The sequence below is a fragment of the Paenibacillus glycinis genome, assembly GCF_009909185.1.
GTDB classification, from domain to species: Bacteria; Bacillota; Bacilli; order Paenibacillales; family Paenibacillaceae; genus Paenibacillus_Z; species Paenibacillus_Z glycinis.
Window position 1 is genome coordinate 529,597 of the sequence record NZ_JAAAMV010000001.1, and the last position, 13,130, is coordinate 542,726.

At 58.0% G+C, this 13,130-nt stretch carries 11 protein-coding genes and 4 tRNA genes; 3 read left to right on the top strand and 12 right to left on the bottom strand.

What is annotated here, in order from left to right; all coding sequences use genetic code 11:
* Window positions 1-117 precede the first annotated feature (117 nt).
* Window positions 118-193: transfer RNA gene (locus GT019_RS02545), tRNA-Val, on the top strand.
* Between the two features lie 89 nt (window positions 194-282).
* Here the strand turns inward: GT019_RS02545 and GT019_RS02550 are convergent.
* From GT019_RS02550 to GT019_RS02560, 3 genes are all read right to left on the bottom strand, one after another.
* Window positions 283-1,203, bottom strand: a complete 921-nt coding sequence (locus tag GT019_RS02550; protein ID WP_161740848.1) for a GH25 family lysozyme — start codon at window positions 1,201-1,203, stop codon at window positions 283-285.
* Window positions 1,181-1,471: a phage holin family protein gene (locus tag GT019_RS02555; RefSeq protein ID WP_161740850.1), complete on the bottom strand. Its 291-nt coding sequence runs from the start codon at window positions 1,469-1,471 to the stop codon at window positions 1,181-1,183. Before GT019_RS02555 ends, GT019_RS02550 begins: the two co-directional genes overlap by 23 nt.
* Before the next feature lie 135 nt (window positions 1,472-1,606).
* The gene (locus GT019_RS02560; protein ID WP_161740852.1) at window positions 1,607-1,954 is read right to left on the bottom strand and encodes a hypothetical protein; all 348 of its coding nucleotides are present in this window, start codon (window positions 1,952-1,954) and stop codon (window positions 1,607-1,609) included.
* 183 nt (window positions 1,955-2,137) lie between these two features.
* Between GT019_RS02560 and GT019_RS02565 the strand changes: the two genes are divergently transcribed.
* Both GT019_RS02565 and GT019_RS02570 read left to right on the top strand, forming a co-directional pair.
* Window positions 2,138-2,476 (top strand): L,D-transpeptidase, encoded by a 339-nt coding sequence (locus GT019_RS02565; RefSeq protein ID WP_161740854.1) that lies wholly within the window; start codon window positions 2,138-2,140, stop codon window positions 2,474-2,476.
* A 107-nt stretch (window positions 2,477-2,583) separates the two neighbouring features.
* Window positions 2,584-3,576, top strand: a complete 993-nt coding sequence (locus tag GT019_RS02570) for an S-layer homology domain-containing protein (protein WP_161740856.1) — start codon at window positions 2,584-2,586, stop codon at window positions 3,574-3,576.
* 90 nt (window positions 3,577-3,666) lie between these two features.
* Here the strand turns inward: GT019_RS02570 and GT019_RS02575 are convergent, their stop codons facing one another.
* The 9 genes from GT019_RS02575 to GT019_RS02615 form a co-directional block, all read right to left on the bottom strand.
* On the bottom strand, window positions 3,667-4,482 hold the full coding sequence (locus GT019_RS02575; protein ID WP_161740858.1) for an SPL family radical SAM protein: 816 nt from the start codon (window positions 4,480-4,482) through the stop codon (window positions 3,667-3,669).
* A gap of 13 nt (window positions 4,483-4,495) precedes the next feature.
* Entirely contained in the window at window positions 4,496-5,215 is a 720-nt protein-coding gene (locus GT019_RS02580) for a uracil-DNA glycosylase (protein ID WP_161740860.1), read from the bottom strand.
* A gap of 215 nt (window positions 5,216-5,430) precedes the next feature.
* Window positions 5,431-5,519: transfer RNA gene (locus GT019_RS02585), tRNA-Leu, on the bottom strand.
* A 22-nt stretch (window positions 5,520-5,541) separates the two neighbouring features.
* Window positions 5,542-5,618 (bottom strand) — tRNA-Ile (locus GT019_RS02590).
* Between the two features lie 21 nt (window positions 5,619-5,639).
* Window positions 5,640-5,716 (bottom strand) — tRNA-Met (locus GT019_RS02595).
* Between the two features lie 405 nt (window positions 5,717-6,121).
* Window positions 6,122-7,654 carry an ABC transporter substrate-binding protein gene (locus GT019_RS02600; protein WP_161740862.1) on the bottom strand — a complete coding sequence of 511 codons (1,533 nt, stop codon included), beginning with the start codon at window positions 7,652-7,654 and terminating at the stop codon, window positions 6,122-6,124.
* 102 nt (window positions 7,655-7,756) lie between these two features.
* The gene (locus GT019_RS02605) at window positions 7,757-9,268 is read right to left on the bottom strand and encodes an ABC transporter substrate-binding protein (RefSeq protein ID WP_235946602.1); all 1,512 of its coding nucleotides are present in this window, start codon (window positions 9,266-9,268) and stop codon (window positions 7,757-7,759) included.
* Window positions 9,269-9,318: 50 nt separating this feature from the next.
* Window positions 9,319-10,194, bottom strand: coding sequence for an ABC transporter ATP-binding protein (locus GT019_RS02610; RefSeq protein WP_161740866.1), 876 nt, complete (start codon window positions 10,192-10,194; stop codon window positions 9,319-9,321).
* 6 nt (window positions 10,195-10,200) lie between these two features.
* Entirely contained in the window at window positions 10,201-13,128 is a 2,928-nt protein-coding gene (locus GT019_RS02615) for an ABC transporter permease (protein WP_161740868.1), read from the bottom strand.
* Window positions 13,129-13,130: the final 2 nt, after the last annotated feature.

Genomic DNA, 13,130 nt, shown 5'->3' on the forward strand with positions numbered 1-13,130 from the left:
GCCGCGAGTATGCAATCCGCTCGGATGGGCATAAAGCCGAAAAAAAATCGCGGCTCCCCCTTGCATTTTGCTCATTCCGCCGCTATAATAAATCTCACTGAGAAAAAATTTGGTTATGATCTGGTAGCTCAGCTGGGAGAGCACTATCTTGACAGGGTAGGGGTCACAGGTTCGAACCCTGTCCAGATCACCATCCACCATTCATTGAAGCCCTTGAGCAATCAAGGGCTTTTTTTATATTCGCGACAAACCCCCGCCGATACGCGTTCAGCGGGGGTTTGCTTATTTATACAGGTACACTTTCTTCGTGCCGTGATCCCACGACGCTTTCCCGCCGAGCAGCTCCGCGGCGGCCCGGACGCCGATATACGTTTTCCCGTCGATCAGCTTGAACGAGTCGACCCGTTTGCCGTCGACGTAAGGCGTGGCTTCCGCCGCCCGCCAGTCGACCGGAACGCCCAAGGCTTCGCCCAGCTGACGCAACGGGAGATAGGCATGCCCGTCGATGATCCGGCCGTACGCGGCGAGCTGATCATTGACGACGATCTTGATCTGGTCCTCCGCGGTCGGTTCCGGCACCGGATCGTCGCTCGCGCCGAAATGCTCATCGAAGAATGCCTTCTCCATCGCGTTGACGTCGGCATTGCCTTTGATGCCGTCAATCGTTCCTTTGGACGTGTATTGAAACACCGACCACTGCGGCCAGATGCCGTTATCCATCGGTTTATCGGTGCCGTAGTGGGCAACCCAGAGCGGATAATTGGCGAGGCTCTTGCCCAGATACGTCTTGGCGAAGCTCGCGCCGGTATAGATCATGACCGAATGGCCCGTCAGGCGGTTCACTTCCTTTAACCATGCCGAGCACCACGTCGTCAGCGCGCCTAATTTGGAAGCATCGCCCTCCACGTCCAGCACATGCGGGAAGTCTGCCTTCAAGCCCTTAACGATTCGAACGAAATGCGCCGCCTCCGCGGCGGCGGCGTTCAGCTCCGGGTGCGCGTAATGATAGAAGCCGATCCGCAAGCCTGCCTGAGCGGCTTCCGACGCGTTCGCCGCGAACCGGGGATCGACGAACGAGGCGCCTTCGGTCGCCTTGATGAAGGCGCCGGCCACGCCGCCCGTCTTCACCTCGTTCCAGTCGATATCGCCCTGATGATGCGAGACGTCGATCACGGTCACGTTACTGGCTTGTCTTGCCTGCATCGTCGCCGGACGCTCCTTTCTGCGCCTGCTTGATCAGCTGGCTGCCATACACCGATACGGCGCCTGTCAGTATGCCCTGCAGCACGCTCTTGACGTCAAACCCCAGCATGAACAGCGATATGATCACCGCAAAGACCGTGATGATATATACGATCGTCCAATCCGGGACGCGCGGCGTTCTCTTCAAGACATAGCCGAGCACCCAGCACGCGACGAGCAGGATATAGAGCGAAGGATCGATCAGTTCTTGAATGGCATCGAAATCCATATCTATCAACCTCCGTTTTTAATAGAATATGAAGCTAGCCGGCCGATGGTGCACAAGGAGCAATGATGATGCAAACCGTCCATGAACGCAAAAAACGGATAATGCCTGGGCGGCATTATCCGTTCTCGTCGGGTGCTACGAGGTATAACCGGGAAGGTTCGCATTCTGATTGGTGAGCTTGGGCAATATATTCATCGCTTCGATATGCGACTTCGTTTCCGGCGTTCCGAGCTCGTATACGAAGGCGTACAGATCCAGCAGATCTTCGCTGAATTCTTCCGTCGAAGGATCGCGCTCCGCCGATTTATACGGGATCAACGCCCGGGCCGAGGTCCGTTCGTCGTTCCGATCCTCCCGGTCCAATTTGCGCCGCAGCATCTCCAGCTGCCTGTCGGTTCCGCGGATGGCCAAGTGATCCGTCTCCGGCGCTTCCGCTTGAATCGTACGCGCGGATATCGATACGTAATACGTCGGCAATGTCATGATTCACGTCCCCTTTCGCGGCGACCGTGCCTAATCCGGGCGACCGAGCGCCCATCCCGCCATACTCCTTTTTACACGATCGGTTCGCAGTCGAAACGCGATGCATTCCTCGTCTATCGGCCGCCCCATCCAAACCTCCTTTCCGGCGCGCACATATGATGGACGAAAGGGAGGGAATGGACCATGCCCAATTACCGGATCATCGTGGATTTATCCGACCGCCAGCTTTATTTGCTCGATGGCAATATCGTCGTCAGGGGCTTTCCGGTCGGCATCGGCAAAATGCTCACGAGAACGCCTACGGGGAACTACGAGATCATCAACAAACAGCTCAACCCCGGCGGGCCGTACGGCGCTTTGTGGATGGGGCTCTCCAAGCCGCACTACGGCATTCATGGCACGAACGATCCCGGCTCCATCGGGCGCGAAGTTTCGCACGGCTGCATCAGGATGTACAATGAAGACGTGATGACGTTGTCCGCGCTCGTGCCCATTCATACGAGAGTGACGATTCGACCATAGATGTCGACATGGCAAGGCGCCGCCCGGGTTCATGCAACTTTTCATGACCCGGGTGCGTCTACATAAGCGAGGGCTGGTACAAAAATCTGGAAAATGGGGTGTGAAGAATGAAACGACCAATCGTGGCGGTTAGCGTCATCGTGCTGCTCTTCGCGGCATTGACGCAGTCCGTATGGGCATTCTCGGATACGAAGGGACACCCGAACGATGCCAAAATCTCCGAGCTGCAGAAGCTCGGCATCTTGACGGGCGATCCGAAGGCGAATACGTTCGACCCGAACGGCAAGCTGACTTACGCGGCGGGCATCTCGATGATCGTGAACGGCCTCGGCTTGAACCTGGACAGCATGAACTTCATTAAAGAACCGAAAGTAACGGACAGCTTCCCGAACATGAAGGACGATGCCTGGTACGCGAACGCGTTCATCATCGCCGCCATGAACGGACTGGATATTCCGCGGGAAACGAAAGCGGGCGACATCATGACGCGGGAGCAGTTCGCGCATCATTTGATGCAGGCGCTGCTTAAGAAGGGCGATTACGCCTTCATCGATCTCTACGTGATGTTGAAGGACGAAGCGGACGTCAATCCGGATTATATGGGCAGCATCCAAACATTGCTGGTATCCGGCATCGCGAAACTGGACGACACGCAGCTGTTCGATCCGAAAGGGGCGATCACGCGCGGCGACGCGGCAGGCTGGCTCTACGACACGATCCAGTTCGTCGCCAAGAACACGCCGATCGAGCCTCCTGCGGATCAACAACCGTTCCCGCTTGCGGGACTGAAGCTATCGACCAAGGCGATCAGCGCCGACGTCAACGAAGTGACGGTCTCCGCGCAAGCGCCGAATCCCGGCTACGGCATTCGCATCGCATCGATCAGCTTCGACGGCGATCAAGCCGTCATAACCGCCGCGCCTGTTTATCCCGACAAAGACAAGTCGTTCGCGCAAGTCATCACCGAGGTGAAGGCCGTCACGTACGTGTCCTCCGCGTTCAAGCCCGTGCTCGGCAACAACGTCTCCGGCGGCGGCTCCGCGGCAAGCGGCGGTTCCACGGGCATCATCGGCAGCGACGGCGATACGCAGAACGAATAGGCATCGGTACCGCAGCACAAATAAGCCAGCACGCAAAGAAGCCCTCGCGGATGCGAGGGCTTCTTTGCGTCTATCGGGGCAATCGGCGAATCAGGGCAAGAATCCTTCCTGGCCGAAGTAGACGCTATTCGCGGGCATATGCCGTCTCAACTCCTCGACGAACCGGTCCGCCGTCTCCGGCGCATACAGCGACTCCGCACCGAGCGCGCGATATCGTTCGGCCATCTGCAGCTGCGCCGATCGCTTTCCCCCGCTCCCGTCCCCGCGAAACAAATCGTCCACCACGACGCGATCGACCGCAGCGGCGATTAAAGCGGGAAATGCCTCGCTGCACGGCAGCAGCGGCGATATCGCGGCTTGAACCGGTATGCCGGCCAGCCGAAGCTCGCGAATGGCGCGCAGCCTGGCCGCGAGCGGCGGCGCCGACGGCGTGAGCTCCTTGCGGACGGCTTCCAGATCCGTTTCAACCGTCATGCTGACCCGTACCCGCTCCCCGAACCTCCGCAGGAGATCGATGTCCCGCAGCACGAGCGGACTCCGCGTCTGCACGAGGAGAAATTGCGGCAGCTCCTCGGCCATCGCCTCCAAGACCCGGCGCGTGAGGCGCTCCGCGTGCTCCGCGGGCTGGTACGGGTCGGTAGCCGACGACATGAACACCGTCAGGCCTCCCTTCGCAATCGCCCTTCGCCATTCACGCCGGAAGCTGTCGCCGTCGAATCGCTTCGGCTCCACCCATTCGCCCCACGGGCTGCCTCTGAATAACGCGAGCGGCATTCGCCTTACATAGCAGTAGGAGCAGCCGAACGTACAACCGATATACGGATTCAACGTATAGGCATAGCCCGTCAGATAGCCCGAAGCGGGGTTCAGCCAGCGGACGGGCTTCTGCTTCCCTTGCTCAGCCATATGCGCTCACCTCTTATTGTCCGCGGCCGGCTGCCGCTTCCAGTTCCGCGAGCGAAGGAATGGACCATTGGATTTCTTCCGAGCCGATCTGCCGCAAGCAGGCATTGATCTTGGAATACGGACGGCTCCCAAAGAAGCCCCGTCGCGCCGAGAGCGGGCTTGGATGCGGAGACGCGATGACGAAATGACGGGCCGTATCGATCAGCGATTCTTTTGCCTGCGCATGCTTGCCCCACAGCACGAAGACGACGGGCCCCTCCCGCTTGTTGAGCTCCGCGATGACGCCGTCCGTAAATCGCTCCCATCCCATCCCCTGATGCGACGCCGGCTGCCCGTCGACGACGGTCAGGACCGTATTCAGCAGAAGCACGCCCTGCTTTGCCCAAGGGATCAGGCAGCCGTGGTCCGGCATGTCGCAGCCGAGGTCGTCCTGCAGTTCCTTCAGCATATTCAGCAGCGAGGGAGGCTTCTTCACGCCCGGGAGCACCGAGAAGCTGAGCCCGTGCGCCTGCCCGGGGCCATGATAAGGATCCTGGCCGAGAATGACCGCCTTGGTGTCCGCGTAGTCCGTGTAACGAAAGGCATTAAAAATCGCGTCCTGTTTCGGATAAACGGTTTTCTGCCGATATTGCCGCGATACGTTTTCGAGCAGTTGTTGAACATACGGCTCGTCCCATATGCGCTCGAGCACGCGGGACCAATCGTTGTCAAAAGCCGGTTTTAACATCGCCATCTCCCCCGTTCATGGAAAAACCTCCACTGCAGCGAACTGTAAGCGCCAGAGCGGCTCTGCGGGAGGTTAGGTTGTTTCTATCAGTATAGGGAGTCGCGGCATGAAATACAAATCTTCGAGACATCCAACGGCGTCGAATAGAAAACCTCCTTCGATGGTCCGACGAATCATCGGAGCTTCAAAGGAGGTCTATTTCAAACCCTAATTTACTAACTTGGTGCCGAGGACGGGAATCGAACCCGTACGGTGGTCACCCACCGCAGGATTTTAAGTCCTGTGCGTCTGCCAGTTCCGCCACCCCGGCATGTTGTATGATTGTGTTGGAATGGTGGGCCCTGAGGGACTCGAACCCCCGACCAATCGGTTATGAGCCGACCGCTCTAACCAACTGAGCTAAGGGCCCTTACGATAGCAATCGAAAGGTTGGTTGCGGGGGCAGGATTTGAACCTGCGGCCTTCGGGTTATGAGCCCGACGAGCTACCGAGCTGCTCCACCCCGCGATAACACCAATTCGCATCAAATCATTCAATGGCGACAAGAATTAATATACTATAGGAATTAACGATAAGTCAAGCATAATCTGCTATGGGAGGAATCGAACCCCAAATCGGCCTTTGCGCGACTTGAAGACTTCGATCTCCTGCGGGCATTCGTAGCCATACACCCACCAATCGTTCTCCATTCGCCTGACCAAACAGCCGGCTTGAAATTTGGTCTCGTATAAGCGACCCCAGTATACCCATTTCATGAAAGCAGCCCCTTTCATTGCCGTTTCGCTTATCGTACCCATTTCAGCCAAAAATAAGCGTCCCGGCGAACGGCAGCATGCGGCAATCGGCGAGCGAAACCGCAGAAACGTAGAGGCAGCTGCGCTTCAATGCGCAGCTGCCGGATTGCGGGATCGGTTAACCGCCAGGCTTGATGCCGATCGGGGAACCTCCTCCGCCAGTGCCGTCTGACGGCCTGTTCGGATTCGTTTTGATTTGCTGGAGCAAGGCATCGCCCTTCGTTTGCAACTCCTTGAGCGCTTCGTCGACGGTTTTTTTCTTCTGCAGCACGTCCAGGAACAGCTGCTGCGCGATCGTATCAAGCTGGTATAGGTTCGGCTTGTCCAGGAACAGCTGCCGGATCGCCGGTTCTTGGGGCGATACCGGCTTCAGCGTGTAGAACGCCGCGATGTTGTAGTTCAAGCCGTCCTTCGGCTTCAGGAACGATTTGCGGGCCACCATCTCGTACGTGCTGCGTGATTTAAGCTTCGCCCATTCCTTGCTGTTGTCGAACGCGATGAAGTCCCATGCATCGTCAGGGTTTTGCGCATTTACGTTGATGGCCATGAGATTGCTTAGATAGACTCTGCCGCCGACGCCCGGCAATTCGGAAAATTGCGGCATCGTGACGACACCCCAGTCCACGGACGGGATTTTCGGATTGTTGGCCGCGGCATCCTTCGCCGTGGACAACTGCGTGACGTAGTTGTAATCCGTAATCATCATCGAGACGCGTCCTTGCAGGAAAAGATCCCCTTGGAACGGATTGTTATCATGCCCATCCCGGACGATGCCGCCGCCTCCGTTGTTGACGTCTTCCTGGGTCGGTACGGTTTTCGTCAGATAAAGGTCGGCGAGGTCGGTCCAAACCCTTTTCCATTGCGGCGAATCGACGGTCATCTTCTCCGCCTTGTTATCGAATACATTCAAGTGGAGCTGCCCGGCATAAGTCCCGGAATCCCAGTACGGATCGCTGAGGTAACGGTCGAAGGAAAAGCCGAATACCCGGTCCTTGCCGCTACCCTTCGCGACCCGCTTCGCAAGATGAATCGCGTCCGGCCACGTCATGTTATCGGTCGGCGGCTGAACGCCCGCGTCGGCGAACAGCTTCTTGTTGTAGAACAAAGCCGAGGAGCTGAACGTCGGCGTCAGCGCATAAATCGCCCCGTCGCCAAGCGTCTTGATACCTTCGATCACGGTAGGGACGATATCATCGATATCGAACTCCTTGTCTTGGATGTACGGATCGAGCTTCTGGATCAGATTGTCCCGCGCGAGGCTTCGGATCACGCCGGAATCCATGACGACGACGTCCGGCGGATTGCTCCCCTTCATCAATTCCTTGGTCTTCTCGTAGAAGTCCGGCTGTTTCTTGTTCGGGTCCGGCTCATCCATGCGCTGATCGTCGGCATTCGTGGCCGCAACGATCTCAATATCGACGTCCGGATGCGTCAGCTCGTAGCCGTCCGTGAATTGCTGGCGAAAATATTGATCGTTATCCGCGTTCGAGGAGACGACGCCGATTCGCAGCACATGCCGCTTGCCTACATCGTTGCCGGATTCTTGACTGCATGCCGCCAAGCTCGACGCGAGCAACGCCGCGGACAACGCCATCGACGAAGCCTTCCATATGATTTTCGACTTCGCTCGACGTACAGATTTCGATTCCATTCGATTATCTCTCCTATAATGGGGATTGCGTGCCGTTGAATTCCGGCTTCAACAAAAAAAAGCAGCTGCGCAAGAAGCGCAGCCGCTCTCTCACGGCGGTAGTTAACCGACTGGCTGAACGTTGATCAAAGGCCCGCCGCCGCCGATCCCAACCGCTCCCCCGCCCGTGCCGTCAAGCGGCCCGTTCGGGTTCGTTTTGATTTTCTGCAAAAGCACGTCGCCTTGCGTTTGCCACGATTTCAGCGCTTCGTCGACGGATTTCTTCTTCTGCAGCACTTCCTGGAACAACGGCTGCGCGACCTGCTGCACTTGATACAGGTTCGGCATATCCTGGTAAAGCTTGTCGATCGCCGGATCTTGCGGCGGTACCGGCTTCAACGTATAGAAGGCGGCGATATTGTAGTTCATGCCGTCCTTCGGCTTCAGGAACGATTTGCGGGAGACCATCTCGTACGTGCTGCGCGACTTGAGCTTCGCCCATTCCTTGCTGTTGTTGAACGCGATGAAATCCCACGCGTCATCGGGATTTTGCGCCTTGGCATTGATCGCCATCAAGTTATTGAGGTAAATGTTGCCGCCGACGCCCGGTACTTCGCTGAACTGCGGCACGGTAACGACATCCCAGTCCACGTTGGAGATTTTCGGGTTTTTGGTCGCCGCGTCTTTCGCTTGGGACAATTGGGAGACATAATCGTAGCCGCCGATGGTCATCGCCACGCGGCCGCTCAGGAACATATCGCCCTGGAACGGGTCATAGGCGACTTTGTCTTTGATAATACCGCCGCCGCCGGCGTTCATGTCTTCTTGGGACGGCACGATTTTGTTCAGGTACAGATCCGCGACGTCGCCCCAAACCTTCTTCCACTGCGGCGTATCGACGGACATTTTCTCCGCTTTGTTATCGAAAATCTTCAATTGGAGCGGTGCGGCATAGGTCTGGGAATCCCAGAACGGATCGCCGCTGTAACGGTTGAAGGACAATCCGAATTTACGGTCCTTGCCTTCCCCTTTGGCGATTCGCTTCGCAAGCGTGAAGATGTCGGTCCAGGTCATGTTGTCCGTCGGGGGCTCGACGCCCGCATCGGTGAACATTTTCTTGTTATAGAATAAGGCCGAGGAGCTGAACGTCGGCGTGAGCGCGTAGATGCTGCCGTCTCCCGCGTCCTTGATGCCGTTGATGACGGAAGGCACGATATCGTCGATATCGAATTCTTTATCCTGGATGAGCGAGTCGAGCTTCTGAATTAAATTGTCCTGCGCCAGACGCTGCAGATTGCCCGAGTCCACGATCACGACGTCCGGCGGATTGCTGCCGTTCATCATTTCCTTGACCTTCTCGTACGTATCCGGCTGTTTCTTGTTCGGATCCGGCTCTTGATAGCGCTGGTCGTCATAGTTCATGGCGGAGACGATTTCGATGTCGACGTTCGGATGCGTCAGTTCGTATCCGTCGGTAAACTGCTGGCGCAGATATTGATCGTTGTCCGCGCTCGACGAGACGAAGCCGACCCGCAGCACATGCTGCTTGGCATCGTCTCCGCTTGACCCTTTGCTGCAGGCCGACAGGCCAGATACGATCAGCGCGGCCGACAAGGCCATCGACGATGCTTTCAAAACTGCTTTCTTCCTCGTTCTTGCTTGCGTTGGCTTGTTCTCCATCCCCGTTACCCCTCCAATGATTTGGGCGGCGAAATAATGATTCGCTCGCCGTCAAATTCCATCGATGCTTTATCTGTAATCTGCAATGCCGTCAAATACGCCTTCGGAATCTGAAGCCGTCCGACGCGGTCCACGACGACGTACTCTTCGTGAACGGTCTCTTGCGGTGAAGAACCCGGTTCGAAATTATCGTCCAGATTCGGATTCCGCTTGATGAATTCGGTGCTCGTCAAGCCGTCCCGGATCGCGACGACGCGGTCGACCTTATTGGCCAGCGACAAGTCATGCGTTACGATCACGATCGTAATGCCCAGCTCGCGGTTAAGCCGCCGGAATATATCCATGATCAAATCCGACGTCCGCGTATCGACGGACCCTGTCGGCTCGTCGGCGAGCAGCATCTTCGGGCGGTTCGACAGCGAGATCGCGATGGCGACCCGCTGCTGTTCCCCTCCGGAGAGCTGATGCAGCTTGTTGTGCATCCGGTCCTTGAGGCCGACCCAGTCCAGGAGCTGCTTGGCGTACGCGCGGTCCAGCTTGGACGAGAACATCATCGGCATCTCGACGTTCTCGAGCGCCGACAAGTACGGCAGCAGGTTCCGCGCGTTATTCTGCCAGATGAAACCGACGGTGTCGCGCTTGTAGGACACGAGCTGCTCGTCGGTAATCTTCAGCAGATCCCACGGTCCCACGCTGACGCTGCCCGCGGAAGGCCGGTCGAGGCCGCCCAATATATTGAGCAGCGTCGATTTGCCGCTTCCGCTGTTGCCGATGATCGCCATCATCTCTCCTTCGCGGACGTGCAGGTTAAGCCCCTGCAGAGCGACGACCTCGAGATCGTCGGATTTGTAAATTTTGACCAAGCCTTCGCATGTAATCATGGCGTGTTAGCGCTCCTCTCCCATCTTGACGGCCTGATGCACGCGAAGTCTGCGAATATGCGCCAGCAGCAGCAGCGCGCCCATCAGCATCATGCAGGCGACGACGATATACAGCTGGTTCGTATCCTTGGCGTCGAACACGACCCGGAACGGCGGAACGGAATTCGCGACGTTCTCGGTCGTCTGCAGGAACGGCAGGAACAGGAGGCTCGCGATCTTGCCGATCAGGATGCCGAGGCCGATCGACAGCCCCGCCGTGAACACCTGCTCCAGCAGGAGCATGCCCGTCAGCTGCCTGCGGGATAGCCCCATCGCCCGCAGCACCCCGAACTGCACGATCCGGCCCGATAAATTAAAGAACCAGAAGAGGATGTAGCCCGTGAGCGAGATCAGAATGGAGACCAGGAAGCCGAGACTGAGGATGCCGAATACGCCGCCGCGCGTCGGATGCTTCGCCTGCGCGGCCAGCTCGATCCGGACGTCTTTCACGTCCGCGAGCTCGATCCCGTCGTCCTCCAGCTGCTTCATGATCGGCGCCGTCAACGCGCCCGGCTTCATCTTCAGCCATACTTCGTACGGAATGATCGGCACTTGATCGTAAATATAATCCAGGTTCGCGATAATGAACGGCGACTGGTCCGGATACTGCGCCGGCCAGTAAGGCACGATGCCGACGATCGCGAATTCCACGACGCCGTCCTGCAGGCCCGCGGTAATCGTATCGCCGAGCTTCAGCTGGTACTTCTCCGCGACATTCGACGGAATGATGGCCGCTTGCTCGTATAAACCAAGATTTTTCAAATAATTGAACGGATGAACCGGGTACAGGTCATTGCGGAACCAGGCGACCTTCGAGAAGTCGACGTTGTCGATGCCCATGACCGTGCCCTGGCCGATCGAACGGCCGGATACGACGATGTTGCCTTTCGTCTGAAGCACGCGGGCCGCCGCCTCGACGCCTTCCAGCTTGCGGAACACCTCGAAAGGCGGTTCGCTGTAATTGACGCGGGTCGGAACGGTCGTGCCGCCTCCATTGCCGCCTTGGCCGCCGCCGGAACCGCCGTTGCCCCCGCTTCCGCCGTTACCGCCGCCTTGACCTCCGTCGCCGGAGCCATTGCCGCCGCCGTTGCCGTTATCTCCGCCGGAGCCGCCGCCGCTGTTGATCACTTCGGTCTTGCCTTCCCAGACCGTCTGAACGACGACGTCCGTGCCGAATTTATATAACGTGCGTTCCGTCGAGTTCAAGTCGATGGTACGCGCCGCCGATGCGTTGTATACGCCGAGCCCCAACGTCAATATGAGCAGGATCATCAGCGGGTAATACCCTTTGGACGAACGGGACAGCTGCGTCAGCGTCAAGTACAGCGGCACGGGCAGCAGCTTTCTGCCGAGCCAGTTGAACAGCTTGAGCAGCCACGGGAATATCCGCAGGAAGAAGAGTCCCATCGCGAAGATCGCGAGCGCCGGCACGAAGAACAGGAACGGTTGGACGTTCAATTGGTCGGTCGTCAGGTTGCTCTTGATCGAGATCATCTGCCGTTCGTTGAACAGATACCAGCCGTAGCCGGCGACGCCGAGCAGCAGGACGTCCCCGTACCAGCGCTGCCAAAGCGGCTTGCGGTCCGAACGCGCGATTTGCTTCTTGTAATCGACGATCGACGCTCTCGCGTAAAGCACCGCCGGGATAACGGTCGCGAGAATGGCCAGCACGACCGCTCCGAGACCCGCCATCACCGCGTCGGAGGTGAAGCCGACCGGAATCGATTTGCGGTTGACGAACTCGAGGAAGCCGTTGGCCGAGCCGATGCTCTTCGCCATGAACCAGCCGAGCAGCGGTCCTACTGCGAGCGCGATGATGCCGAGGAACAGCCCCTCGATCAAGTAGATCCCGATGATCTGCCTCGTCCCCGCACCGCGGCTTCGGAGCACGGCGATGTCGCTGCGCTGCTTGTCGAGCGACTGCCGCGCGTTCATCGCAATGAAGTAGAACACCATCGCCAGCATCGGCGCGGCGAGCGTGAAGAGCAGCATTTGCAGCTGCAGGCTCTGCGTCTTGAATTCGCCCAGCAGCTTGGCGAACGAGATCTCCACGCGCGTGTCTTTCAAGTGCTGATAGAGATCGATGTTGAGCCGGTCCAGCGTGCTGGTGAGCGGAGCCAGCTGGCTTGTTTTGATCTCCTTCAGATCGAAGGCGTAGTACCAGCTTGCCGTATGGACCGGTATTTTCCTGTCCTTGAGCAATCCGTCCTGGAATGCCTTGTCTCCGATGGTGAGCGTGCTCATCAGGCTCTCCAGCCCTTGGTACCAGAACGGATCGGTATCCTTCAGCGGCTTGTAGGCGCCGACGATCTTGACCTTCAGCGTCAGGTTCAGCCCGCCGTAGATCGGATATTCGAACACGTCGCCGATATGGATGTCGCTGCGGTACATCGCCTCTTCCATCATGACGGCTTCGACGGTGTCGTCATCGCCGACGGAATCCGTGAACCAGCGGCCTTGCGTCAGCTCCGCTTTCTTGTCGAGCCCGGTCATCGACGTGATGGCCATCGTGCGGGCGCGGCTTGCGTCGACCTTGGTCGGATCCTCCGGCGTCAGCTCTGCGCTGCGGATGGATAAGCTCTGGCTGTACGTGGCGAAGGGAAAGCCGATCAAGGAAGGAACGTCCTCCCGGATGTACTTGCCGACTTCGTTCAGACCGTTCAAATCCGTCTTGCTTGAGGTTTCTTGATAACGCATCAGCAGCGAGCCGGCGGGCAATCCGCCGCTCTCGTCCATGAGCGTTTGGGCCACGACCCGCTTCAGCGCTCCGTCCGCGTACATCGGAATGCTGGTCGCGAAGGCGACGGCGATGATCAAGCCCGCGAGCGAGCTCAGCGTCATCCACCGCGTGTTCCACATTTTGCGGAACAAAAAGCGAAAGAGCGGTATCCCCATAC